Annotated in this window: 23 protein-coding genes; 20 read left to right on the forward strand and 3 right to left on the reverse strand. The window is 41.7% G+C overall.

All coding sequences use genetic code 11. The annotated features are described in order from the left end of the window. Positions 1–4: 4 nt before the first annotated feature. The 7 genes from M3182_RS02770 (at position 5) to M3182_RS02800 (ending at position 7722) form a co-directional block, all read left to right on the forward strand. Positions 5–1339, forward strand: coding sequence for a sigma-54 interaction domain-containing protein (locus M3182_RS02770; RefSeq protein WP_251556166.1), 1335 nt, complete (start codon positions 5–7; stop codon positions 1337–1339). A gap of 312 nt (positions 1340–1651) precedes the next feature. Then, the gene (locus tag M3182_RS02775) at positions 1652–2809 is read left to right on the forward strand and encodes an acyl-CoA dehydrogenase family protein (RefSeq protein WP_251556177.1); all 1158 of its coding nucleotides are present in this window, start codon (positions 1652–1654) and stop codon (positions 2807–2809) included. Positions 2810–2827: 18 nt separating this feature from the next. Further along, positions 2828–3232 (forward strand): hotdog family protein, encoded by a 405-nt coding sequence (locus tag M3182_RS02780; RefSeq protein WP_251556179.1) that lies wholly within the window; start codon positions 2828–2830, stop codon positions 3230–3232. A gap of 9 nt (positions 3233–3241) precedes the next feature. Next, the gene (gene menB / locus M3182_RS02785; RefSeq protein WP_251556182.1) at positions 3242–4084 is read left to right on the forward strand and encodes a 1,4-dihydroxy-2-naphthoyl-CoA synthase; all 843 of its coding nucleotides are present in this window, start codon (positions 3242–3244) and stop codon (positions 4082–4084) included. Between the two features lie 258 nt (positions 4085–4342). Then, a complete protein-coding gene (locus tag M3182_RS02790) occupies positions 4343–5992 on the forward strand; it encodes an AMP-binding protein (RefSeq protein ID WP_251556184.1) in 1650 nt (549 codons plus the stop codon). A 124-nt stretch (positions 5993–6116) separates the two neighbouring features. Then, the gene (locus tag M3182_RS02795) at positions 6117–6863 is read left to right on the forward strand and encodes an SDR family NAD(P)-dependent oxidoreductase (RefSeq protein ID WP_251556186.1); all 747 of its coding nucleotides are present in this window, start codon (positions 6117–6119) and stop codon (positions 6861–6863) included. Between the two features lie 109 nt (positions 6864–6972). Next, positions 6973–7722 (forward strand): SDR family NAD(P)-dependent oxidoreductase, encoded by a 750-nt coding sequence (locus M3182_RS02800; protein ID WP_251556189.1) that lies wholly within the window; start codon positions 6973–6975, stop codon positions 7720–7722. 258 nt (positions 7723–7980) lie between these two features. Here M3182_RS02800 and M3182_RS02805 read toward each other — a convergent pair whose 3' ends face one another. Further along, entirely contained in the window at positions 7981–8742 is a 762-nt protein-coding gene (locus M3182_RS02805) for an SDR family oxidoreductase (RefSeq protein ID WP_251556197.1), read from the reverse strand. A 667-nt stretch (positions 8743–9409) separates the two neighbouring features. On the opposite strand from M3182_RS02805, the gene M3182_RS02810 reads away from it, so the two are divergent. From M3182_RS02810 to M3182_RS02855, 10 genes are all read left to right on the forward strand, one after another. Continuing rightward, positions 9410–10969 carry a class I adenylate-forming enzyme family protein gene (locus M3182_RS02810; RefSeq protein ID WP_349775417.1) on the forward strand — a complete coding sequence of 520 codons (1560 nt, stop codon included), beginning with the start codon at positions 9410–9412 and terminating at the stop codon, positions 10967–10969. A 75-nt stretch (positions 10970–11044) separates the two neighbouring features. Continuing rightward, a complete protein-coding gene (locus tag M3182_RS02815) occupies positions 11045–11812 on the forward strand; it encodes an SDR family NAD(P)-dependent oxidoreductase (RefSeq protein WP_251556212.1) in 768 nt (255 codons plus the stop codon). A 185-nt stretch (positions 11813–11997) separates the two neighbouring features. Then, positions 11998–12981 carry an NAD(P)H-quinone oxidoreductase gene (locus tag M3182_RS02820; protein ID WP_251556214.1) on the forward strand — a complete coding sequence of 328 codons (984 nt, stop codon included), beginning with the start codon at positions 11998–12000 and terminating at the stop codon, positions 12979–12981. Between the two features lie 28 nt (positions 12982–13009). Next, positions 13010–14248, forward strand: coding sequence for an ABC transporter substrate-binding protein (locus tag M3182_RS02825; RefSeq protein ID WP_251556216.1), 1239 nt, complete (start codon positions 13010–13012; stop codon positions 14246–14248). An 18-nt stretch (positions 14249–14266) separates the two neighbouring features. Then, positions 14267–15124, forward strand: coding sequence for a branched-chain amino acid ABC transporter permease (locus tag M3182_RS02830; RefSeq protein WP_251556218.1), 858 nt, complete (start codon positions 14267–14269; stop codon positions 15122–15124). After that, on the forward strand, positions 15121–16110 hold the full coding sequence (locus M3182_RS02835; RefSeq protein WP_251556220.1) for a branched-chain amino acid ABC transporter permease: 990 nt from the start codon (positions 15121–15123) through the stop codon (positions 16108–16110). Before M3182_RS02830 ends, M3182_RS02835 begins: the two co-directional genes overlap by 4 nt. Then, on the forward strand, positions 16052–16786 hold the full coding sequence (locus tag M3182_RS02840; RefSeq protein ID WP_251556227.1) for an ABC transporter ATP-binding protein: 735 nt from the start codon (positions 16052–16054) through the stop codon (positions 16784–16786). Before M3182_RS02835 ends, M3182_RS02840 begins: the two co-directional genes overlap by 59 nt. After that, positions 16770–17474 carry an ABC transporter ATP-binding protein gene (locus M3182_RS02845; protein ID WP_251556229.1) on the forward strand — a complete coding sequence of 235 codons (705 nt, stop codon included), beginning with the start codon at positions 16770–16772 and terminating at the stop codon, positions 17472–17474. Before M3182_RS02840 ends, M3182_RS02845 begins: the two co-directional genes overlap by 17 nt. Positions 17475–18069: 595 nt before the next feature. Next, complete coding sequence (locus tag M3182_RS02850) at positions 18070–18387, forward strand: PadR family transcriptional regulator (protein WP_251556237.1); 318 nt, start codon at positions 18070–18072, stop codon at positions 18385–18387. Beyond that, positions 18384–18923 (forward strand): DUF2812 domain-containing protein, encoded by a 540-nt coding sequence (locus M3182_RS02855; RefSeq protein ID WP_251435240.1) that lies wholly within the window; start codon positions 18384–18386, stop codon positions 18921–18923. The genes M3182_RS02850 and M3182_RS02855 overlap by 4 nt, the downstream gene beginning before the upstream one ends. Positions 18924–18947: 24 nt before the next feature. On the opposite strand, the gene M3182_RS02860 is transcribed toward M3182_RS02855, so the two are convergent. Then, the gene (locus M3182_RS02860) at positions 18948–19418 is read right to left on the reverse strand and encodes a tRNA (cytidine(34)-2'-O)-methyltransferase (RefSeq protein ID WP_251435243.1); all 471 of its coding nucleotides are present in this window, start codon (positions 19416–19418) and stop codon (positions 18948–18950) included. A 173-nt stretch (positions 19419–19591) separates the two neighbouring features. Further along, positions 19592–19930 carry a hypothetical protein gene (locus tag M3182_RS02865; RefSeq protein WP_251556243.1) on the reverse strand — a complete coding sequence of 113 codons (339 nt, stop codon included), beginning with the start codon at positions 19928–19930 and terminating at the stop codon, positions 19592–19594. 399 nt (positions 19931–20329) lie between these two features. Between M3182_RS02865 and M3182_RS02870 the strand changes: the two genes are divergently transcribed. The 3 genes from M3182_RS02870 to M3182_RS02880 are packed head-to-tail and all read left to right on the forward strand — an operon-like array spanning position 20330 to position 23547. Next, entirely contained in the window at positions 20330–21622 is a 1293-nt protein-coding gene (locus M3182_RS02870; RefSeq protein WP_251435249.1) for an SPFH domain-containing protein, read from the forward strand. A gap of 21 nt (positions 21623–21643) precedes the next feature. Further along, positions 21644–22723 carry a TFIIB-type zinc ribbon-containing protein gene (locus M3182_RS02875; RefSeq protein WP_251435251.1) on the forward strand — a complete coding sequence of 360 codons (1080 nt, stop codon included), beginning with the start codon at positions 21644–21646 and terminating at the stop codon, positions 22721–22723. Continuing rightward, positions 22717–23547 carry a TPM domain-containing protein gene (locus M3182_RS02880; protein ID WP_251435253.1) on the forward strand — a complete coding sequence of 277 codons (831 nt, stop codon included), beginning with the start codon at positions 22717–22719 and terminating at the stop codon, positions 23545–23547. The genes M3182_RS02875 and M3182_RS02880 overlap by 7 nt, the downstream gene beginning before the upstream one ends. Positions 23548–23630 lie beyond the last annotated feature (83 nt).

A 23630-nucleotide genomic window follows, 5' to 3' on the forward strand; every position in this document is an offset into this window, starting at 1 on the left:
ATGAATGGAAAAAATGGAAAATAAAGCAACACAAATGGATTTGGAATATGTCACTGCTGATGAAACAGGATTGATTTTAGAAATAAGTTCAGAGTTTTGTCGTACTCTTGATGTTGCGGAATCCTTTATAAAAGGGCGTTATATTAACCAAGTAATCAAAGGAACCACCCATAATCTATCCCATCATAATGGGAAAAAAGCGGTTTTCTTTGGAGTGATCAACGGACAACCATGCCTTATTCGTTTGGATCAACATAAACACCACCATATTTACTCCATCCTTGTGAAAAAGAATGAAATAGACCTCTATGAAATCACTTCTTTTATGAACTCCATAAAAAAACCGAAGATACAAACCAACTCGAGAAACACAAATCGATATCGTTTTGAGGATATTGTTGGCGATGGACCTTTAATGACGCAAATGAAAGAGCTGGCTGCTCGAATTGCAACGAGTAACTCAACCGTTCTCCTTACTGGAGAGAGCGGAACGGGGAAGGAATTATTTGCTCAAGCCATCCATGGGTTAAGCTCGCGAAAAGACCAGCCTTTCGTTGCTGTGAACTGTGCGGCAATCCCGGAAGATTTATTTGAATCGGAAGTGTTCGGCTACGAAGCTGGGGCGTTTAGTGGCGCCAAACGTGAAGGAAAGCCTGGGAAGATTGAACTGGCTCAGAATGGGACGTTATTTTTGGACGAAATTTCAGAACTACCTTATCTAGCTCAAGGCAAACTTTTGCGCGTTCTGCAGGAAAAAGAAGTAGAAAGACTTGGCGGGACTGGGGCGAAAAACGTTGATATCCGCATCATTGCGGCCACCAACAGAGATTTAAAAACATTGGTGCAGGAAGGGAAATTCAGGCAAGACTTGTTTTACCGTTTGTATGTATTCGAACTGAAAATTCCGTCACTCAGGCAGCGAAAAGAGGACATCCTGCCTTTAACAGAGCATTTTATCCATTATTATAATGAACAGTTTAATCAAGAAGTGAAGTATATCGACCCTAAACTACAAGAGTGGCTAATCGGCAACGACTGGCCAGGAAATATTCGTGAACTTAGAGCGATTATTGAACGTGGGATGAATATCGTCGAAGGAGATACGCTGACCTTAGAATGTTTCCGGTTTACGTCGTTTACTGAAAATGCTGGTCCACCGCCAACCAACGAAACTCCGCTTAATGTTCAAAGTTTAGAGGAAGAAGTCCAAAAGGCGGAAATGAATGCCATTAAGTGGGCGTTAAAAGAAAGTGATGGAGATAAAACGATAGCCGCACAAAGATTAAAAATTCACCCGGCAAGCCTGTATAGGAAAATTTCTAAGTATGGGATTAAATGAAGCAAATGGCTATGAATATCATAAATGATGAGCAATAACCTTTTTATTGGGAAATGTCACATTTAACAAATGATAATTACGAATCACAAAAACTGTGTAGAGCTTCTTCTATACAGTTTTTTTATTGTTGAAAATCACTTCCCATGTTTAGAAAACAATCTGCCTTATCCCCCCTTTTTGCAAATCTGATTCGCAAATCTGCAAAAAATAGCATTCTTGCAAAATCATAAAATTGAAAAAACTTGATAACTGGGTATGTGTGTGTTGGCACGCTATTTGCATTATAGATTAGCAAAGACAAAGGAGGGAGAAATGTTGTTGAATTTTACATTTAGTGAAGAACAAGAATATTTTCGTGACATGTTAAGAGAATTCTCGCAAAGCGAGTTGCTTCCTCATTATACAACATGGGACCGAGAGAACACCCATCCTAGGCATTTATGGAAAAAGCTTGGTGAACTTGGGGTCAACGGTCTACGCATTCCGGAAGAGTTTGGTGGGAGTGGTGCTGAGTGTGTAACCGCAGGAGTTGCGGCTGAAGAAATTGGCCGTGGTGATTTTAATTTAACGTATGCGGTCATGTTGAATGCGCTAATCTCGGAAATTCTCACCAATCATGCGACAGATCAGTTGAAAAAAACGTGGCTCCCGGAAATTGCAAACGGCAACAAAATTATGGGCATTGCGATCACTGAACCGGCAGCAGGGACCGATGCAGCGGGAATTCGGTCAATGGCTGTACATAAAGGAGATAAGTTTATTTTAAATGGGGAGAAATCAGGAATCAGTGTCGCAACAATCGGAGATGCGTTTATTGTTTTTGCTAAAACAGACCCAAACTTGGGCAGTAAGGGAATCAGTGCCTTTGTTGTTCCTGCTGATTTACCTGGAGTAGAATGCAAAGGCTATGAAGATATGGGAAATGTTCCGATTGGGCGAGGATCTATCTATTTAACGGATGTGGAGGTTCCGGAAGAAAATTTAATTGGATTAGAAAACAATGGTTTCTTTCAGGTGATGAATGGATTTGATTTAAGTCGATTGCTGATTGGTCTCCAATGTGCGGGAGCTGCTTTTCAAAGTCTCGATGAAACGATTGAGCATGTGAAAACGAGACACGCCTTTGGCAAACCATTAGCGAAAAATCAGGGGGTTTCTTTTCCAATCGTCACACATTATACGCAATTGGAATTAATCAAATGGCAGGCTTATCGTGGACTTTGGCTTCGTGACAATGGCAAGAAACATTCGAAAGAAGCGTCTTCCGTTAAATGGCTGGGACCAAAATACGCTCAGGAAGCGATTCATGAATGTATGCTGCTGAATGGTCATTATGCGTATACAAAAGAAATGCCATTAGAACAACGATTGCGAGATGTAATTGGTTTGGAGATTGGCGATGGAACTGCACAAGCGAACCAAATGGTGATTGCACGGGAGTTAATTGGAAAAGAATATCGTCCTTATTAAATGAGGAGCTCCTACTTTATGAGCCAAACCGAAAATTTGTTTATCGGCCAAATTAGTCGGGTTCAAAAAACGTTTACTGCGGAGGATGTTCGCAAATGGAGTGATTTAACTCAAGATGATAATCCAATATATAATGAAGGAATTTATTTTGAGAACCCATTAGTTCCAGGTATTTTATGTGAAGCATTAATCTTCGATGCAATTCGGAAAGAGTTTGCGAATCATATTTGTTGCTTGGTGAAAAAAGAACTTCTATATCTTAGCCCAGTGCACATTGGGGAAAAAATGACCGCGGAAGTGGAAACGATTGAAGTGAATGATGAGAGAAATTGGGTGACGGAAAAGGTAACCTGCATGAATGCAACAGGCAAAGAAGTGGTGATCGGGCAGGTTGTTTTACAAATAATTGAAAATACCAAATAGGAGGAATCGATGATGGAACATACAAACACAACGGTAAATGAAGGGGCTATCAACAACCAATTTACAGATGTGCTTTATGAGAAAAGCAATGGGGTCGCGAAAATTACGATCAATCGTCCAGAAGTGTACAATGCGTTTCGAGCAAGAACGGTCAGTGAGTTGATTGCGAGTTTTCGCGATGCATGGGATGACAACAGCATTGGTGCAGTGATTTTAACAGGAGCTGGCGAAAAAGCGTTTTGTACAGGCGGCGATCAAAAGAATAAAGGCGATGACGGGTACGATGGTTACGGCGGGTTAAACGGTGGAATTGGACTCGAGATTGAAAACCTTCATCGAACGATTCGTGCAATTCCAAAGCCGGTGATTGCCGCGGTAAATGGATACGCGATTGGCGGGGGCCATGTGCTGCATGTGATTTGTGATTTAACGATTGCGGCCGAAACTGCTTTGTTTGGCCAAAGTGGTCCAAAAGTAGGAAGCTATGATGCAGGCTTAGGTACGGCTTATTTAGCTAGAGTCGTTGGCGAGAAAAAAGCGCGCGAAATCTGGTATTTATGCGAAAAATACACCGCGCAAGAAGCGAAAGAAATGGGTTTAGTGAATAAAATTGTCCCACAAGAAGAGCTAATGGCGGCAGCAGAAGAAATGGCCGCAAAGATTGTAGAGAAAAGCCCGACGGCGATTAAAATGCTGAAATACTCCTTCAACGCCGATTCAGCCAATATTGAGGGAATTTCCCAAATTGCGATGGCAAGCCTTGCGATGTTTTACAAAACCGAAGAATCAGCCGAAGGAATGAACGCCTTCTTAGAAAAAAGACCAGTAGATTTTAAGAAATTTAGGGGGTAAGAAAAGCGGAAGCGCCCTGCTCAGCGGCGTATGGCCTGGAGCTCTCCAACTGAGATATAGGAAACACGAAGAGCCGGAGGCGATTCGATGTTGACTTATCGTAGGGCGGAGAGGGAAGGACACTAGCCGTTAGGGCGATGGAGCTGGACAGTAAGAAAAGCGGAAGTGCCCTGCTCAGCGGCTTAGTTGCCCTAACTATAAGTTGAATCTTTTTATTTTTTTCATAAAGCACGAATTAATGGGGGAGGGAACAATGAGATGGGTTACGAGACACTTTTAACAGAAGAGTATAAGAAAAAATACTCTTCTGTTTGGCCGAATAAAACGATTCTTGATTATCTTAATGAAGCAATCAAAAACAGTCCTGATAAAGTGGCTTTGATTGATAAAAAGAACCGGTTTACGTTCCAAGAGGTTGGGAAACTTGTAGACCGTGTCGCGCTAGGACTCTATGAATTTGGATTAAGAAAAGGGGATGTCATTTCTTTTCAGCTACCAAATTGGAATGAATTTATCATTCTCTACCTTGCAGCGACAAGGGTAGGAGCCATTTCCAATCCTTTGATCCCGATTTATCGTGATCGAGAGATTGGCTATATGGTGAAGCATGCGGAATCAAAAATACTGGTGGTTCCCGACGAGTTTCGTGGCTTTGATTACCCAGAGATGGTCAACCGGTTATCATCCCAATGGCCAGCGATGGAGCATGTATTTGTTCTTGGCAACAATATCCCTAGTAAAATGAAATCATTTTCATTATTGACCGATGAACCGTGGGAGGAAAAGCGAGACATTTCGATTTTAGATCAAGTTGTTCACGATCCGAATGAATTGAATGAACTAATTTTTACCTCTGGCACGACCGGTGAACCAAAAGGCGTGATGCATACACACAACACCGTGCTCGTATCATCAAGCGCATTGGTGCCACATTTAGAGTTAACGGACAATGATATTGTGTTCATGGCGTCAACGTTTGCTCATCAAACCGGTTTTCTTTATGGGGTCTTGCTGCCAATCATCATTGGTGGAACAGCTGTTTATCAGGATATCTGGAATCCAAACGAATTTGTGGAGCTGATTGAGAGAGAAAAAATCACGTTCACAACGGCGGCAACTCCATTTTTACAAGATTTCATTCGAGTGGAAAACATTGATCAATTCGATTTAAGTTCGTTGCGTTATTTCGCTGCGATTGGAGCACCGATTCCAAGAGCGATTGTAAAAGAAGCAAGAGAAAAGCTTCCTTGTAAAATCATGTCAGGATGGGGACAAACAGAAGACGGGCTCGTTACGCTTACCGCGCCTATGGACACAGAAGAAAAGCTCACAAGTACGGATGGGAAAGCTTATTCTCCGACGGTCGTAAAAGTGGTCGATGAACATGGCGCCAAGGCACTTGCGAATCAAGAAGGAAGCTTGTTAACAAAAGGGCCAGCGTTATTTGTTGGCTATTTAAAGAAAATGGAACAAACTCTGGCAGAACATGATGGCGAATGGTTTATTACCGGGGATCAGGCTGTGATGGATGAGGATGGCTATATTAAAATTACCGGCCGGAACAAGGATATTATCATTCGTGGCGGTGAAAACATTCCGGTTGCGTATGTGGAAAATATTCTTTACGAACATCCGGACGTCTCGATCGCGCAAATCGTGGCAATGCCAGATGCGCGCTTACAAGAAAAGGCATGTGCCTTCATTAATATGAAACCAGGAACAGAACCAATCACTTTAGAAAGTTTACAAGTTTATTTAACAGAAAAGGGCGTGGCGAAACAATATTGGCCTGAGCGTGTGGAGCTAATAGATGAGTTTCCGCGTACCCCGAGTGGAAAAATTCAAAAATTCCGGTTGCGGCAAATGATTGAAGAAAAGCTTGGTGACGGGGTAGAAACAAAAGCATAACGGCGACTGTTAGGTAAGCCTCGTAGCTAGAAATAAACAAAACACAGTACCAAGGTGAAAACAAAAGTAGAGACAGAATCTATGATTGAAGAGAAAACACGATCTAAATAGAGGAGGAGATTGTATGGCAGAGAGAATCGCGTTTGTAACAGGAGCAGGCAGTGGCATCGGGAGAGAGATTTCGAAACTACTTGCTTCGCGTTCTATGAAAATAGTCGTTGCGGACATTAATACCAATCATGCAGAGGAAACGGTATCAATGGTCAAGGAAGCAGGCGGAGATGCGGTGGCCGTTTATTGTGATGTGACCAGTTTAGAGAGTGTCCAAAATGCAGTGAAAGAATCGGTGGCTATTTTCGGGAGAATTGATGTGTTGGTCAATAATGCTGGTTGGGATAAGGTCGAACCTTTTCTTAAAAGTGAGCCAGATACATGGAAAAGAATTGTTGATATCAACTTAATGGGCCAGATTCATACGTGTAAAGAAATTTTACCAGTGATGATTGAAAACGGCTACGGGAAAGTGGTTAATATTGCTTCAGATGCTGCACGGGTTGGCTCGAGCGGGGAGGCTGTCTACTCGGCGGCAAAAGGCGGCGTCGTGGCATTGACAAAAACGCTCGCTCGCGAAATGGCTCGGCATAAAATCAACATCAATTGCGTGGCGCCTGGACCGAGTGATACGCCATTGTTCCAAGAAATCGGTAGTTATAATGAAGGAATTAAGAATGCGTTGGAAAAAGCGATTCCTTTCCGTCGCTTAGCACAGCCGGAAGACATTGCTGGCGCGGTCGCGTACTTTACTTCGGAGGAAGCAAAATACGTCACAGGTCAAACATTGTCTGTTAGTGGCGGGTTAACGATGGTTTAAGTCTTTCTGTTAAAAGATTGGTACCTTAATTAATAGAATGATCAGAAGGAACAGGCGCTTTTATTGAAAAGCGTCCTGCTTCTTTTTGTGAAACCAGGAGGGATGGTAGATGGATCTCATGCTCAGCGGAAAGAATATTCTTGTCACAGGGGCTGCTAAGGGAGTTGGCCGTGGCATTGCTTTTGCATTAGCAAATGAGGGAGCGAATGTTGCGTTGCATTATCAAACCTCTGAGGCAGAAGCAGCGGAAACGGCAAGATTGATTGAAAAAGCCGGTGTTAAGGTTGTGGTTGTAAAAGGGGATTTGGCTTCTTTTGAGGATGTTCAAAACATGCGCACCAGGATCAATCGTGATTTAGGGACGTTGGACGCTATTGTCAATAATGCGGGCTATGCACAGTTCAAGTCGTTTTTTCAGTATCTCCCTGGGGAATGGCAACGGGAAATCGATGTTTGTTTGAACGGTGTTCTTCATCTCGCTCACGCTTTTGTTCCGGATATGATTGCGAACAATCGTGGGAAGTTTATTAATATCGTCGGTGATTCTGCGCGGACAGGAGATCGAAATTTAATTGTGTCCGCAGCTGCGAGAAGCGGTGCGATTAGTTTTCTCAAATCATTAGCACAAGATGTTGGCAAGAATGATATTCAATGCAATACAGTCTCCCTTGGACTCATCGATCAAGGTCAGAATTTTAACGAAGCTACACTAGCAAAAATCATTAAGCAATACCCGTTGCGCCGTCTTGGAAAAGTCGATGATCTAACTGGTTGCATTCTATTTTTATTATCCTCCTCGTCCGATTGGATCACAGGGCAAGTGCTCTCGGTTAATGGCGGGCACAGTATGGTGGATTAGGAGGAATAAAAGATTGAAGAAATAAATGTTTATTAAAACAAGCTCTCATCCTTTTTGGATTGGATGGGGGCTTGTTTTGTTTTATGGGTACCAATTTAAATAGAACTTCTACATTGTAAAAGGTGGTTATGCGTTGTTATCAATCCTTTTCATGTAAAAAAAGAGCATATCGATTTGTCGAAATGTGTGCTATTTCAGTGGCTTTTTCATTACACTTCAAAAAAGTGTACTCTGTACCCATTGGGCGCTTTAGAATCGCTATTCAATTGTTTTTTTCATTGCGTTGTACATGGTTTCTACATATTGATCGATTTCATCTCGCGTCATCCTTAATCGCTCCACAGAAGACCCATACCCAATTTCCTGCTTTCCTTCTTCTAAACCTTGAAAGACCCCGTTCGCAAAATCATCTAAAGGCTCTCCTTGAGTATGCAGACCTTCTCCACCTAAATCTGTATTCACCGCTGGTGGGGCAACTTCAATCACTTCGATTAATGTTTCAGAAAGTTGGTGCCTGAGACTCACGGTAAAGGAATGAATTGCTGCCTTCGTGGCTGAATAAATCGGAGCAATGACCATCGGTGTAAAAGCTAGTCCTGATGTAACGTTTATGATAGCCGCTGTTTCCTTGTCTGCAAAAAACGGGGCAAAAAGCATAGAAAAATGAATCGGTGCTTCCGTATTAATCGCGATTTCTTTATTGAAATAACCCCAATTGTCTTTTGCATTTGCTTTTAATAAATTGAACCGTTGTTGTATCCCTGCATTATTCACTAATACATTGACGTCCGGGTAGTTTATTGTGACCCATTCAAACAAAGCTAAACGGTCCGATTCTTTTGAAACATCACTTACATATGTAATTAGGGAAGGAAATTGCTCTTTCGCTTTTTGCAGGACGCTTTCCCGTCGTCCGCAAACAATCACCTTATTTCCAGCTTTGATAAATCGTTCTGCAAACCCAAGACCAATTCCCGAACTGCCTCCTGTAATGAGGATTGTGTTTCCTGAAAGTTTCATGCATTGTACTCCTTTTCCAGCGATTAATAATTAATTGGTTATCTTTGATTAGGAAATGAACTGAGATTCTAATTTCTGATCTTATTCTATTCTATCCGATTCATTTAATAATAACTCATGATAAAAGTTAATTAATAGAACGAAATAGTCTAAGTTTTATGTCTGTAAAGATGTATTTTTATGCCAGTTTATTACGATAACTCTTTAATAAACTAAGCGTCCATTCCAATGTGATTTGAACCATCTAATGCTCTTTCAAGTTGTTGGTAACCTAACTTGATATAAAGGAGTTCGCTACTGCTAGTTTCTTCAATGTTTCAAAAACCCTATAATGTCAAACCTAATATTAAACATGAATTTATCAGTATACCTTGGAAAAATCACAGCTGAAATTACCTTTAGGATTACGAACAAAATGATCTCTAGCAAATGACTCTACCTGATGAATTTCCCTACCGAACGTCTCGTTTATATAATAAACCGTACAAAATATGTCGATAGAAATTCCAGTGGATTTGACCTTAGATATGATATGGGATATTTGGTAGACATATCCTAAAATTAACAGGTCTTTTAAGAAGGGAGGAAAGAGGATTTACCTACCATCCTCCCAACTTTGTTGTGGAGGAAAAAAGCATGGGGACGGAGGGGGATTTTTTTGGAGATCGTGAAGGAATATCATTTTAATCGCGAAATGAAGGTGTTTAATAACCGCCCGCAACATTTGTTTCAAGTGTTAGTGAATGCAGCGGAGAAGTATCCAGAGAAAGAGGCACTTGTTTCGAACGAGAAGCGATTAACGTACAAAGAGTTTGTTACCCAATCATTGGCGATTGCAGGGAATCTTCAGCAATACGAGGTCAAGAAAGGCGACCGCATTGCTTTGCTGGTCGATAATAGCATGGAGTTTGCGTTATTGGTTTTTGCGATTGCTAAAATAGGCGCGATTTTTGTTCCATTAAATACGAAGTTAAAAGAGAAGGAACTGAAGTATATGCTCGCTCAAAGTGAAGCAAAGGTATTGGTTTCTGATTATGAGTTTCAAAATGTAGTTGATAAATTAAAATCACATGAAGAGGTTGCTGTTCAATATTATTTTACGATTCATCCTGAAGGGAAACAGTCTGGGAGTGATTTGTCTTATGAAGAATTAACGCAACCATCCAAGCCAACTGAGATCGAGGTAAACGAGGACGACCCAGCATACATCATGTACACGTCGGGAACAACGGGCTTGCCAAAGGGAGCAATGGGGAGTCATCTCGGGCTCGTTCATAGTGCCATGAATTATGAGCAAGTCTTTAAAACTTCAGCTGAGACGAAAACACTGATTACGATTCCTCTTTTTCATGTGACAGGGTTGATTGGGCAATTGTTTCATATGGTCCAGACCGGTGGGACATCTGTTATTATGCGAAAATACAAAACTCCTGAGTATATTAAGAGAGTAGCGGAAGAAAATATTACGTTTTTGTTTAATGTCCCGGCGATCTACATCATGATGATGGAACATGAAGACTTTCATTCTTATACTTACCAGAGTGTGAATTGTATTGCCTATGGTGGTGCTCCATTAGCATCTGAAACATTTTACTTGTTAAGACGGTATTTTTCGAATGCCTATTTACACAATGCCTATGGTGCAACTGAAACTCATTCGCCAACCACGTTGATGCCGCAGATTTATACAGAAGATAAAGTGAAATCAGTTGGGCTCCCTGTAACGGTAGCAGACGTTAAAATCATTGATGAGAATGGAGATGAGTGTCCAGCAGGAAAAGTTGGGGAACTGTTGATTAAAGGGCCGATGGTGATTGAAGGCTACTGGAACAATGAAGAAGCAAATCGGAAGTCTTTTGTCGATGGGTATTGGTGCTCGGGCGATTTAGCAACAGTGGATCAAGATGGATTTGTGTATATCATGGATCGGAAGAAAGACATGATTAACCGCGGGGGAGAAAAAATCTTTTCTATTGAGGTTGAGAATGTCTTATATGAGCACCCAGGGATTCTAGAAGCAGCGGTTGTCGGCATTCCAGATAAAATTTTTGGCGAAACCGTAAAAGCGGTCGTCGTTCCAAAAGGGCATCAAAGTTTAACATCTGATGACGTTATCCAATTTGTAGCTGAACGATTAGCGAAATACAAAGTTCCAACCGTCGTCGAATTCATGAACGAACTTCCACGAAACCCAGGAGGGAAAATTTTAAAGAATGAGATTAAATGATGGCTTGATTAAAAAATTTTAGTCTAATGCAACAGTCACTGTGACTGTAGTTCGTTTGTGGGGGGAGAGAAAAAGATGGTAGCTGAGTTGTTTGATTTGCGGGGGAAGGTTGCGCTTGTGACTGGTGGTAGTAAGGGGATTGGTTTGGGAATGGCGAGGGCGCTTGGGAAGCAGGGGGCGACTGTTGCGATTGCGAGTCGGGGAATCGCGGATTTGGGGAAAGCGGAAACTCTATTAAAAGATGAAGAAATCCATGTAAAAGCGTTCCAAGTAGATGTTACCAAGAAGAGCCAAGTGGAGAAACTTGTTAAAGATGCGGTGAAGGAATATGGAAAGATTGATATTTTAGTAAACAATGCCGGGACGAATATCCGCAAAAAGTTAATAGATATTGAGGAAGATGATTGGGATTTTATCCAGTCGACAAATTTAAAGGGAATTTTTCTAACCGGCCAGGCCGTTGCGAAGCAAATGATCAATCAAGGCAATGGCGGTAAAATCATCAATATTTCTTCGATTTTAGGTGCCATTGGGATGAGCAATCAAACCAGCTATGCAGCGAGCAAAGGGGGCATTAATCAGTTAACGAAAGTGTGGGCGGATGAGTTAGCAGAGTATAACATTAACGTGAATGCGCTTGCGCCAGCCTATATTCGAACGCCGATGACGGAAGAATGGTTAAATGACCCAGAACGGTACGCGAATATTGTTTCGCAAACGATGGTAGGACGGGTTGGAACCTTAGAGGATTTAGTGGGCCCAGTGGTCTTTTTAGCCTCCGAAGCTTCGTCCTATATCACAGGGCAGATCTTGCATGTGGATGGCGGTTGGACAGCGAAGTAAAACGAAGGCACGACTCAATGAAGCAGAAAACCTAGTCGATAGGATTTTAAGACACCATTTTTTCACTTAGTAAATTCAGAATATTAAGTATTTTAATCCTAAATACCTGTATATATATAGGACGAAATGCCAATTTTTTGACCATTGAAATGATAACGCTTACTAAAAGAGTTAGGGGGGATCATTTGAAAGCGATACTAACCAATGGATACGGTGGGACAGACGTTTTGTATCTAGGGGAACATCCTGAGCCCGTGCCAAAAGAAAACGAGGTAAAAGTCCGGATAAAAGCAACAGCGTTAAACCGAGCTGATCTACTCCAAAGACAAGGATTGTATCCACCACCACCAGGAGCAACGTCGATTATTGGACTTGAAATGGCTGGGGTGATTGAGGAAGTAGGTTCGCAGGTACAGAATTGGAAAATAGGCGACCGTGTTTTCTCTCTGCTGCCCGGAGGGGGCTATGCAGAAAAAGTGACAGTGCCTGCCGATCTGTTGATGCCTACACCTGTTGAATTATCCGATGTGGAGGGTGCTGCAATCGCCGAAACGTATTTAACGGCCTATTTGAATTTAGTTTGGATTGGTGGGTTAACGAATGAGAAAACCGTTCTTGTGCATGCGGGGGCAAGTGGTGTTGGGACTTCAGCGATTCAACTAATCAAACAAATGGGAGCCCGGTCAATTGTCACGGTAAGAAGCAGAGAAAAGGCAGAGTTTTGTCGGTCGCTTGGAGCGGATGTAGTGTTGATTGGGAAAGAAGGATTTTCGGAGGAAATATTAAACCTCACGGACAATCATGGGGTTGATTTGATTTTAGATTGTGTCGGTGCCTCTTATTGGCAGGATAACTTAAAATCAATCTCCATGGGTGGAAAACTCATTGTCATTGGAGTCATGGGCGGGGGCAATGTCGAAAACGTCCCGTTAATGGAATTAATTAAAAGAAGAATCAGTATCGTGGGCTCGAGCTTACGTTCACAACCGGAGGAAGAAAAAATCAACCTCAGCCAAGAATTTGCTCGAACGATGCTTCCACATTTTAAAACAGGAAACCTTAGAACGGTGGTCGATAGGGTTTTTAACTGGGAGGATGTTCAAGAGGCTCACACTTACATGGAACGAAATGAAAATATTGGGAAAATCATATTAAAAGTCTTTAGCTGATTAAACAACTAAAATGAGGTGACCAGCGATGGTAATAAAGCGAAAGAAAAAAGGAATAGGTTTCGCCCTTTCAATGATTCTAATCTTAAGTGTGTTTTTAGCAGCCTGTAATTCGGACTCAGACTCTGGTTCTTCAGATGGTGACAACGAAACAATTAAAGTTGGGATTATCGGTGCTTTCCAATTGGCAGCAGGAAAAGAAATTAAAGACGCTGCAGAGTTAGCGGTAAAAGAAATCAATGAAAATGGAGGCGTTTTAGGGAAAAAGCTGGAGGCTGTGTATGCAGATACGAAAGCAAACCCTGAAGAAGGCCGTGCTGTGGTGGAACGGTTATTGTACCAAGATGAAGTGGACTTTATTGTTGGCGAGCATCGGAGTGAGGTGGCGTTAGCTGTTCAACCGGTTATTATGGAAAGCAAAAAAATATTTGTAAACACTGGCTCCGCTTCACCATTGGTAACAGAAGCGGTAAAAGAAGATTACGAGTTTAATAAATATACGTTTCGGCCGATGATGGATTCGACTCAATTAGGGGAGGGATTTTTGAATCAATTTGCACAGATGGTCGAAACAGAAGGCTATGAAAAAGTCGCGTTAATTGCTGAAACAGCGGTGTGGGTCGATCCAATCGTTGAAACATTTGAAAAGCAGTTTGGGGATAAAGTCGTGTTGGTGGAACGTCCAGCTACCGATACGGAAGATTTTTCAATCGAATTATCAAAGCTAAAGGATAGTGGCGCAGAAGTCGCGATGACATTATTCTCAGCAAACCAAGGCATTGTGTTTGCGAAACAATGGGCGGAAAGACAAATTCCTGTGGAAATTACAGGCTACAATGTTCAAGCGCAAAGTCCTGAATTCTGGAATCAAACGGAAGGGAAAGCGAACGGACTGTTAACGTGGAAACATGGGGTACGTTCGGAAATCACCGAGAAATCCATTCCATTCTGGGATAACTTCACCGAAGACTATGGCCGCACTCCTGGACCGTATACCGGGATTACAGCTTATGACGGAGTACTAGTGATGGCGGATGCGATCAACAAAGCGGGGACTGTAAATTCAGTTGAGCTTGTAAAGACATTAGAAAGTGAAACATTTGTCGGGGCATCAGGAAATATCAAATTTAGAGAAGATCATGGCTATACAATTGGCGAAGACTTTGTCCCATTCACCTATATTCAATGGCAAGATGGTGAAATGGGTGTTGTTGGTCCAGAAAGTGTTGCCACGGATGAAATCATTAAACCTGAATGGATTAAATAGACAGTAGGGAGGTTTCGTATGGTTGCCGACATCATCGTCTTTGGGGCCATCTGGACAGCAATTTATTCGATGATTGCCCTTGGATTTTCACTCATTTTTGGCGTTGCAAAAATCATGAATCTCTCACACGGTGCGTTCTTTATGTTTGCCTGCTATGCAGCATACTATTTGTCTTCATCAGGCCTGGGGCTATTTTGGGTAGCCCTTGGCGCAATTGTCATCACCATTATTTTAGCGATTGTCAGTTATTTAGGCATCATCAAACCAATGAGAAACTCGCTCACCCAAGTGTTGATTCTGACTTTTGCGTTTGCGATGTTTTTAGAACAAATTATCGTGATTACTTTTGGTCCTGAACCTAGATATGTTCCTTCGATGTTAGAAGGAGGGATGAGTATCCTTGGGGTCCGTGTGACACATCAGCAAGTCTTGGCGTTTGTGATTACGATTGTGCTGATTCTATTTTTATGGTGGCTGTTAAGTCGAACCAATATGGGACGGATTATTCGGGCTGTTTCGCAGGACAGAGAAATGGCTTCAATGCTTGGGATTAATGCCGAAAAAATCTTCATCTTCGTGATGGGATTATCGGCAGCTTTTGCAGCGGTTGCGGGGTTACTTGTCGCCCCGTTTTTAACGGTTACGCCTGCAATGGGGTGGTCACCGATTCTCGCTGCGTTTACGATTGTTGTTCTTGGCGGGCTCGGAAATGTCTGGGGTACACTGATCGGTGCTTTTATCGTGGCCTATGCAGAAATGATTACCTCTTACGCTTTTAATCCACAACTAAAAGAAGCCGTAACCTTCACAATTATGATTTTAGCGTTAATGTATCGACCAAATGGCCTGTTCTCAAAGGGGGTAAGCGATGCATGATCAAAAAGTATAAAGGTTCGCTTGGGATCATCACGTTGCTTACAGTCACCTTGGCGATTTTTCCATTCATAAACGATTCGTTTTATCTGATTTCGATTTTAACATTGGCCAATCTTTATGCTGTGTTTGTGGTAAGTTGGGACATTGTTTCCGGTTTTACTGGAAAATTGAATTTAGGGCACGCGCTCTTTATCGGGATCGGGGCCTATTCCGTAGGAATTCTACACGATTCTCTCGGTTTGATTTTATCGATTTTGGTAGGGGTTGTTTTGTCCATTTTAGTTGCGTTTATCATTGGGAAGCCGACGATGAAACTACATGGCCCATTTTTTTCGTTAACTACAATGGTGTTGCCCTTAATTTTGTTTCAATTAGCATACACATATCGAAACTTGACCGGCGGAGAGTTTGGTCTGAATGTTTCCGTTCCACTAAGTAGAATGGAATTATACTATGTAACCTTAGCGTATATGTTTATTTCCGTGCTAATCATCTTCTTTATCTCAAGATCCCGAACAGGAAAGATTCTGTTGGCGATCAAAGAAGATGAAACAGCTTGTTCAGCTATTGGAAATAACGTGGAACGTTATAAATTAATGGCTTTTTTGATTAGTGCATTCTTTGCTGGATTGGGTGGAGGCTTGCTTGCTCTTTATCTCCGTCATGTAGGTCCTAATGTGTTTGAACTATGGCAATCCGCAACAATATTAATTATGGGGATCGTTGGCGGGATGGGGACGATCATTGGGCCATTTTTATCTGCCTATGGATTGACCTTTTTATCAGAATGGCTTCGTGGTACAGAGGAGTATCAAGATTTAATTTATGCCGGACTGTTAATTCTATCGATCTTAATTTTACCAAACGGATTGGCTAGTGTCGGAGCATATGTGAAAAGAAAATTCAAGGAAAGGGGGAAAGGGACCGATGACAATGTTTCAAGTCGAGAACTTAACGAAAGTTTACGGAAAAGTGAGAGCGGTTGATGATGTTTCATTTTCAATCCAGAAAGGGGAATTTGTTGGCATCATTGGCCCTAATGGTGCCGGTAAAACAACATTGTTTCATTTAATCAGCGGTGTCCAGCCTCCGACTTCAGGTAAAGTAATCTTAAATAATGAAGAAATTACAGGAAAAGCTCCACATCTGATTGTGCAAAAAGGCTTAACGCGAACGTTTCAGGTGCCGCGACCTTTCCAAGAGTTAACGGTACATGAAAATGTAGAAATTGTGAAATCCTCAAAACTCTCTGTACATGAACAAGCAAAACAAATCGACCACCTTCTTCAGCAAGTTGGACTAGGCAGTCGCCAGAGTCAATTAGCGGGCAGCTTGCCGCAAGGGGATTTACGTAGGCTTGAAATGGCGAGGGCATTGGCAACGAATCCGGATTTATTGCTATTAGATGAACCATTTGCCGGTTTGAATACAGCTGAGATTGAGAGTTTATCAGAGTTGCTGCTGCAGATGCACGACGAAGGAATTACAATTATCATCATTGAGCACAAACTAAAAGCGTTGATGAAAATGGTCAAACGCGTGATAGCAATCAACTTTGGACAATTGATTGCGGATGATATTCCGCAAGAAGTCGTCAACAATGAACAAGTGTTAAAAGCGTATCTTGGTGATAGGAGTTGGGATTTTGCTTACAATCACTAATCTTTCGGCAGGCTATGGAAAAGCCGTCGTCATCAATCAATTGAACCTTGAGGTTAAGGAAGGGGAAATGATGTCCATTATTGGCCCGAATGGAGCAGGGAAAACCACTCTATTGCGGTGTATCAATGGGCTGGTTCCTGCGAATTCTGGGGACATCACCTTTGAAGGGAAATCGATTAAAAAGCTGCCTACTCACAAAATTGCGCGCTTAGGGATCACCCATTGCCCAGAAGGACGCCGGCCATTTCCGGAAATGAGCGTTTATGAAAATTTGAAAATGGGCGGGCTGCAGTTAAACAACGACCAGTTCAATGAACGATTGGAATATGTGTACAGCTTGTTTCCAATTCTAAAAGAGCGGAAAAGTCAGTATGCGGGTACGATGTCAGGCGGACAGCAGCAAATGGTTGCCATCGGTAGGGCCTTAATGACCTCACCAAAACTATTAATACTTGATGAACCTTCGATTGGTTTGGCACCCATTGTTGTCGATGAAATCTTTGAACAAATCAAAATCATTAAGGAAAGCGGAGTAACAATCTTGCTGGTGGAACAAAACGTCGATGTCGCCTTAAAAGTAACCGATAAAATTGCGGTAATGGATAACGGGCAAATCTCGTTTATAGGGAACCCAGCTGAGTTAGTGAAGGATGCTAGTTTGCGAGAGATTTATTTGGGGATCGGGTGATACCGACAATAAGGAAAGTTGGAGAAACCGAATGTGGTTTCTCCTGTTTTTGTTAGTTTGAGTGAAAAATAGGGGAATTCACCTAATTGAGGGGGACAATGGGTTGTTGTATCCCCAACAATTATCTAATAAAAGATTTTGAAATAAGCGGAAATTTTTCGGTTAGATTGCAGTAGAGTGCTTTTTAGAATGGATTTAAGCGGAGGTTTTCCGATTAAGCAAAGCAAAATTACCCATTTTCACGTTTTTTTAAGTCGCTAGTCGGAATTTTTCCGTACATTAAAGCCCTTTTCAGTACTATTTTCTAATTAAGCGAAATTTCTCCGCTTATTGATCAAACCATGCTGATTCCCGCTACTAGGTCAGTGAAGGGGATGCTTTTTATCGTTGTTGGGCAGGGAGGAGAATATTGCGGGACGTTAGTTAACAGGTAATCAAAGATGGAGTAGCATGAACTATCCTCTTATTTTTTCCTAAAATGTATCTGGTGTGAATATTGATACTTTAAAAAATTCAAACAGCTTCTGGATTAATATATCACTTTATGATATATTCTTTTTAGATATATCATAAAGTGATATAAAGGAGGGTAAGAGTGAAACAAATTGAACAATTGACCGACTCTGTATTCTACATTATGGCTGCGCTAACGACACCACGTCATGGCTACGCTGTTATGAATTTAATCGAAGAAACTACAAAAGGAACTGTTAGTATCGGACCTGCTTCAATGTATACAATCATTAAAAAATTACTTCAACAAGAGTTTATTTACTTATACGATGATTCAGACTCACGCAGGAAGACTTATCTTCTAACGGAGAAAGGCCGAGAAGTATTAACAGAGGATATTGAACGCCGAAAAGTGATGATCCAATTAGCAGAAAACGGGTTAAAGGAGGAGCAGTCGTGAAAAAAATCAAATATATGATGTCTGGTGGTTTAGCGTTCTCAGAACAACAAGATATGGAAAAGCTCCGCAAGAAATCGCTTAAAGGGTGGCATGTGAAGGATTTTAAATTTATGGGCTATGGATTGGAATATGGAGAGAAAGAAGATGTCATTTACAGCATTGATTATCGATTTTTAGATGAAAATGAAAGAGAAGAATATCTGGATTTCTTCTCAGCTGCAGGATGGAGACATGTTTGTTCAGAAGCCGATATGCATTTATTTAAAGCAGCTCCAAATACAGCGCCTATATATAGTGATAAAGATTCAAAGATTGAAAAACATCATCGTCAAGGGAAAGTGATAAACGGAATGGCACTTGGTTTGCTAGCGTTCACGATCGCTTTATTCTTTGTAAGCATCTTTACGACAGGAACTTTTCAGACGGTCGCTAAAATAAGTTTTTTTGGAGTGTTCGTCTTTACGGTTCCTGCGATCATGACGGCAATGGCGATTTACTACCAAAAATGGAAAATCAAATTAAAAGAAGCAAAATAAAAAATCTTCCGTTTTGGAAGATTTTTATTTTAAATTAGGAAATCCTTGTTGGCGCAACGCTTCATACACCAAGATTGCAGCTGTGCTTGATAGGTTTAGCGAACGTACATGTTCATTCATTGGGATTCTCAAAAAGTGGTCTTTATTTTCTTCTAGTAAGTCTTTTGGTAAACCAGTTGTTTCTTTTCCGAACATAAAATAATGTTCTTTGGAGATGTCACTGAAGTCAAAGCCTGAATGTGTTTTTTCGCCGAACGTCTCAATATAGTAAAACTCGCCTTGATTTTTTGCGAAAAAGTCATCTAATGAGTCATAATACGTGATGTTAACAGAGTCCCAAAAATCGATCCCTGCTTGTTTGATCATTTTTTCATCAGTTGAAAAGCCAAGTGGGCGAATCAAATGCAAAGCTGTATCGGTTGCCGCACAAGTAAGTGCAATGTTGATGGTATTCGATGGAATATCTGGTTGATATAGGACAACATGTATTGCCAAGAATGGTCACCTCAATCTGTATTTTACCCTCCAAATTATAGCATAAAGATGGATGCTTTCACCTGTATGATTGAATTTATGTTAACGGATTACATCTATTGGACTTGGAGTAACGCTGACTGCATTGATCACGAAAACGATGAAAGGGTAAATCAATAGAATGCCGATAATGATTAGTCCAGCGGCAGGACTGCACTCATCTGCGGGGGGTGGTCACAGGAAATAGATTCGCAAAAATGAAAATAAACAGGATATGATAGGGGAGCCAAAGCAGGACCGTCCAAATAGGAGGATTTGCGATTTTTTAGCCATCTTTTCGATAAATAACCAACGATGAGCGTCAGTAAGATAAAGCAAACAAGGGGCCCAATTATAGAAATCATCCAAACTAAGTCGTAACTCCAACCCGTTATTCTACTGATACGGGGTACGTTCACAAGTATTTCAATTGGAATAAAAATCATAATAGCATATAACATACTAATCCCATTTATTTTTATAAAAGTATTCATGTACTTCCCCCTGATTCACTCTCTATATTTATAAAAATTCCCTAATAGTTCCCACTTTAACTTTAATATCCAAATGATTTGTTAACGTAAAAATACTGCCTGACATTAAAGGTAGTCGGCTTTTTGATTCCCATCATTTTCTAAAAATCACATGTTATACTGAATGAGATTGAAACTTTTTATTCAGTTAAACAGTAGAACATATTAGAGAAAAGGGTCTTTGGAAGAGTGTTGTTAATCCGAAAGCTGATTTTAACGCAATAGTAGCCATCTCGAATGTTTAAATGAAGTTTGCATGTTGTTTTCTTCTAGATAAAGCTGTTGGGATACAGTTGTATTTTTTTGTTCAAAGGCTACAAAAGTTTAAGAAAAGAGAAAAAGAGTTGAGGGGGAGTTTTCATGGGAATTATTAAAGCTGCGGTGGATGCTGTTCGTGGAGGTTTTGCGGATCAGTGGTTGGAAGTGATTGAGCCGCAAAGCATGAGTGATCAAACCGTGATGTCTGTTGGGGTGAAAGTACGCGCCAAGGATAAGCGGAATCATAATAAAAAAGGAACAGATAGCACGATTTCAAACGGCTCGATTATTCATGTACAGCCGAATCAATTTATGTTGTTGGTCGATGGCGGGAAAATTATTGATTATACCGCTGAAGAAGGCTATTACGAAGTGGTCAATTCGTCAATGCCGTCACTCTTTAATGGGCAACTAGATGAAGCGGTGAAAGAGACGTTCAACCGAATTAAATTTGGTGGGGTACCGTCTTCTTCACAAAAAGCGTATTTTATTAATTTACAAGAAATCAAAGGAATCAAGTTTGGGACACGGAATCCAATTAACTATTTTGATAACTTTTATAATGCCGAGTTGTTTTTACGGACGCATGGATCGTATTCGATAAAAATTGTTGATCCGCTGAAATTTTTTGAAGAAGCCATTCCTAGAAATAAAAGTATCGTAGAAATACAAGAAATCAATGCTCAATATTTGTCCGAGTTTATGAATGCACTGCAAACGGCGATCAACCAAATGTCGAGTGATGGAATCCGGATTTCGTTTGTGGCTTCACGGGGAATGGAACTTGCGAAGTACATGTCCAATGTGTTGGATGAAGATTGGACGCGAATGCGCGGCATGCAAGTCGAGTCGGTCGGCATCAACAGCATTACGTATGACGAACAATCGCAAAAACTGATCAATATGCGCAACCAGGGGGCGATGCTTCAGGACGCTTCAGTTCGTGAAGGCTATATTCAAGGCTCGATTGCGCGTGGATTGGAAGCTGCAGGGTCTAATGAAGGTGGTGCGATGAATGGATTTGTTGGTATGGGAATGGGCATGCAGGGAGCAGGAGGTTTTGCGCAGAGTGCTTCGGAAACGAATCGTCTTCAAATGCAGCAACAAGCCCAGCGAACTCACCAAACTCAACAAGCCCAGTCAGCTAAAAACAATAGCCACTCATGGCAATGTTCTTGTGGCCATTCTAATGAAGGCAAGTTTTGTTCTGAATGTGGCACTGCAAAGCCGCAAAAGGATACGTGGACATGTGAATGTGGCAATGAAAACAGTGGCAAGTTCTGTTCAAACTGTGGAAATAAAAAGCCTGAGGCACTTTCTTGCGGAAAGTGCGGATTCACGCCTCCAGCTGGGGTCAACATGAAGTTCTGTCCAGAATGTGGAAGTAAATACTAGGCCGAAAAAGAGGTGTTAGGCATGGGCGTTATTGTTTACAAATGTATCAACTGTGGCGGTCCACTGGCGTTTAAAGCGGAAACGCAAAACTGGACATGTGATTATTGCCTGAGTGAATTTAGCGAACAAGAGGTTCGTGAGTTCATCCTCAATGAGCAAGCACAAGCTGAGGCGGAAACGAGTTCAGCGGTGCTAGAAGAGCATAAGCTTCAAGATCAGGAGTTTCAAGAAAAAGCGATGGGCTATACGTGCGAAAGTTGTGGCGCGGAAATTGTCACCGATGACACGACTGCGGCGACCTTCTGTTATTACTGCCATAATCCAACCATCATTCCGCGCCGATTGGAAGGAGAATTTCGCCCGGAAAAAGTGATTCCGTTTAAGTTTAATCGCGAAAAAGCGACGGAGATTTTTATCAACTGGTGCAAGAAAAAGCCATTGCTTTCGAAACAGTTTACGAGCACTTCGGAACTTGAAAAGTTGTCGGGCATTTATGTGCCGTTTTGGTTGTTTGATTGCCATTCTGATGGAGGAATCAACGGGACTGCGACGAGAGTCCGGACATACACGAGCGGCGATACGCGCTATACGGAAACGAAATATTATCGTGTGCACCGTGAAGGGAAAGCGATTTTCCGTGATGTTCCTGCTGACGGGTCGAAAAAAATGGACGATGAACTAATGAGTATTCTTGAGCCGTATGATTATAAAGATCTGACCGATTTTTCGATGTCGTTTTTGTCAGGCTATTTAGCGGAGAAATACGATATGGACCAAAACGATGTGTATGGCAGAGTATCCGGTCTGATTCGTGACAACATGGAATCGTTGCTACGGGAGACGGTCAGGGGCTATAGCTCAGTTTCAATCAATGATTCAGATATTAAAATGAAGAATGTCGATGCGACCTATGTGTTGTTACCGGTTTGGATGTTCACGTACCAATTTAAAGGCAAAACGTATATGTTTGCGATGAACGGACAGACAGGAAAAATCGCCGGTAAATTGCCAATTAGTCCAGGGCGAGCGGCTTCATGGTTTAGCGGCGTTTCAGCGGTGGCCTTTGCGGCGTTGATGATCGGAGGGCAATTTTTATGGTAAAGCTTAAAAAAACCTTCGCGCTATTACCGTTGATGCTGGTGCTAATGTTTGCTTTTTGTATCAATGTGTTCGCGGCTTATGAAAAAGTGTATGATGAGGCCGATTTATTTTCGGAAAAAGAACGAGCGGACCTCAATGAACAAGCAATCGCTTTAAGTGAACAAACAGAAATGGATATTGTCATTGTCACGACTAATAATAGTCAAGGGAAATCATCCAGTGACTATGCGCTCGATTTTTACGAAGAGCATGGGTTCGGCTATGAAGGCACGCTCGACGGGGTTCTCTATCTGTTAAATATGGATGAGCGGGAAGTTTATATTTTTACTAGGGATAAGGGGACCGATTATATTGATGCGAGTAGAGTCGAAGAGTTGCTTGATCGGGTGTATCCGCCTTTAGGGGAAGAGAGTTACCGTGAAAGTGCGCAAATTTTCCTTGAAGAGGTCGAGAGCATGATGGCGGCCGGACCTCCGGTATATGACACAGGTGGATCGGGTGAGTCAGGCTATGCTTACACCGAGGAAGGTAGTACAGCGGACGGGCTCGGCATGATTGAAAAACTAGGAATCTATTTGCTTATTTCACTAGCAATTGGTGGCATTGTCATCGGCATTATGATGATGGGCAATAAAGGGCGCTCGACAGTCAACGCCAGAACGTATTTAGAAGACAATTCGTTTACGATTACGAAAAAGCGCGATCAACATTACAATACGATTGTCACCCAACAGAAAATTCAACAGAACAACAACAGCGGCGGAAGTACCTTTTCCGGCGGTGGTGGTGGCGGTGGAATTGGCGGGGGCGGACGGAAGTTTTAGGATTCGGCGTTAAGTTATCGTACCGTGTAGGATCGAGTATGAAATCAGATTGATTTTGTACTCGATTTTTTAAAATGGGGGAG

The sequence above is a fragment of the Mesobacillus maritimus genome (assembly GCF_023715205.1).
Classification (GTDB): domain Bacteria; phylum Bacillota; class Bacilli; order Bacillales; family Cytobacillaceae; genus Mesobacillus_B; species Mesobacillus_B maritimus_C.

Excerpts from the sequence above, each read along its gene's own strand:
- M3182_RS02770 (WP_251556166.1), top strand. The coding sequence starts at position 5 with ATGGAAAAAATGGAAAATAAAGCAACACAAATGGATTTGGAATATGTC.
- M3182_RS02775 (WP_251556177.1), top strand. The coding sequence starts at position 1,652 with ATGTTGTTGAATTTTACATTTAGTGAAGAACAAGAATATTTTCGTGAC.
- M3182_RS02780 (WP_251556179.1), top strand. The coding sequence starts at position 2,828 with ATGAGCCAAACCGAAAATTTGTTTATCGGCCAAATTAGTCGGGTTCAA.
- menB (WP_251556182.1), top strand. The coding sequence starts at position 3,242 with ATGATGGAACATACAAACACAACGGTAAATGAAGGGGCTATCAACAAC.
- M3182_RS02790 (WP_251556184.1), top strand. The coding sequence starts at position 4,343 with ATGGGTTACGAGACACTTTTAACAGAAGAGTATAAGAAAAAATACTCT.
- M3182_RS02795 (WP_251556186.1), top strand. The coding sequence starts at position 6,117 with ATGGCAGAGAGAATCGCGTTTGTAACAGGAGCAGGCAGTGGCATCGGG.
- M3182_RS02800 (WP_251556189.1), top strand. The coding sequence starts at position 6,973 with ATGGATCTCATGCTCAGCGGAAAGAATATTCTTGTCACAGGGGCTGCT.
- M3182_RS02805 (WP_251556197.1), bottom strand. The coding sequence starts at position 8,742 with ATGAAACTTTCAGGAAACACAATCCTCATTACAGGAGGCAGTTCGGGA.
- M3182_RS02815 (WP_251556212.1), top strand. The coding sequence starts at position 11,045 with ATGGTAGCTGAGTTGTTTGATTTGCGGGGGAAGGTTGCGCTTGTGACT.
- M3182_RS02825 (WP_251556216.1), top strand. The coding sequence starts at position 13,010 with ATGGTAATAAAGCGAAAGAAAAAAGGAATAGGTTTCGCCCTTTCAATG.
- M3182_RS02830 (WP_251556218.1), top strand. The coding sequence starts at position 14,267 with ATGGTTGCCGACATCATCGTCTTTGGGGCCATCTGGACAGCAATTTAT.
- M3182_RS02835 (WP_251556220.1), top strand. The coding sequence starts at position 15,121 with ATGATCAAAAAGTATAAAGGTTCGCTTGGGATCATCACGTTGCTTACA.
- M3182_RS02840 (WP_251556227.1), top strand. The coding sequence starts at position 16,052 with ATGACAATGTTTCAAGTCGAGAACTTAACGAAAGTTTACGGAAAAGTG.
- M3182_RS02865 (WP_251556243.1), bottom strand. The coding sequence starts at position 19,930 with ATGAATACTTTTATAAAAATAAATGGGATTAGTATGTTATATGCTATT.
- M3182_RS02870 (WP_251435249.1), top strand. The coding sequence starts at position 20,330 with ATGGGAATTATTAAAGCTGCGGTGGATGCTGTTCGTGGAGGTTTTGCG.
- M3182_RS02875 (WP_251435251.1), top strand. The coding sequence starts at position 21,644 with ATGGGCGTTATTGTTTACAAATGTATCAACTGTGGCGGTCCACTGGCG.
- M3182_RS02880 (WP_251435253.1), top strand. The coding sequence starts at position 22,717 with ATGGTAAAGCTTAAAAAAACCTTCGCGCTATTACCGTTGATGCTGGTG.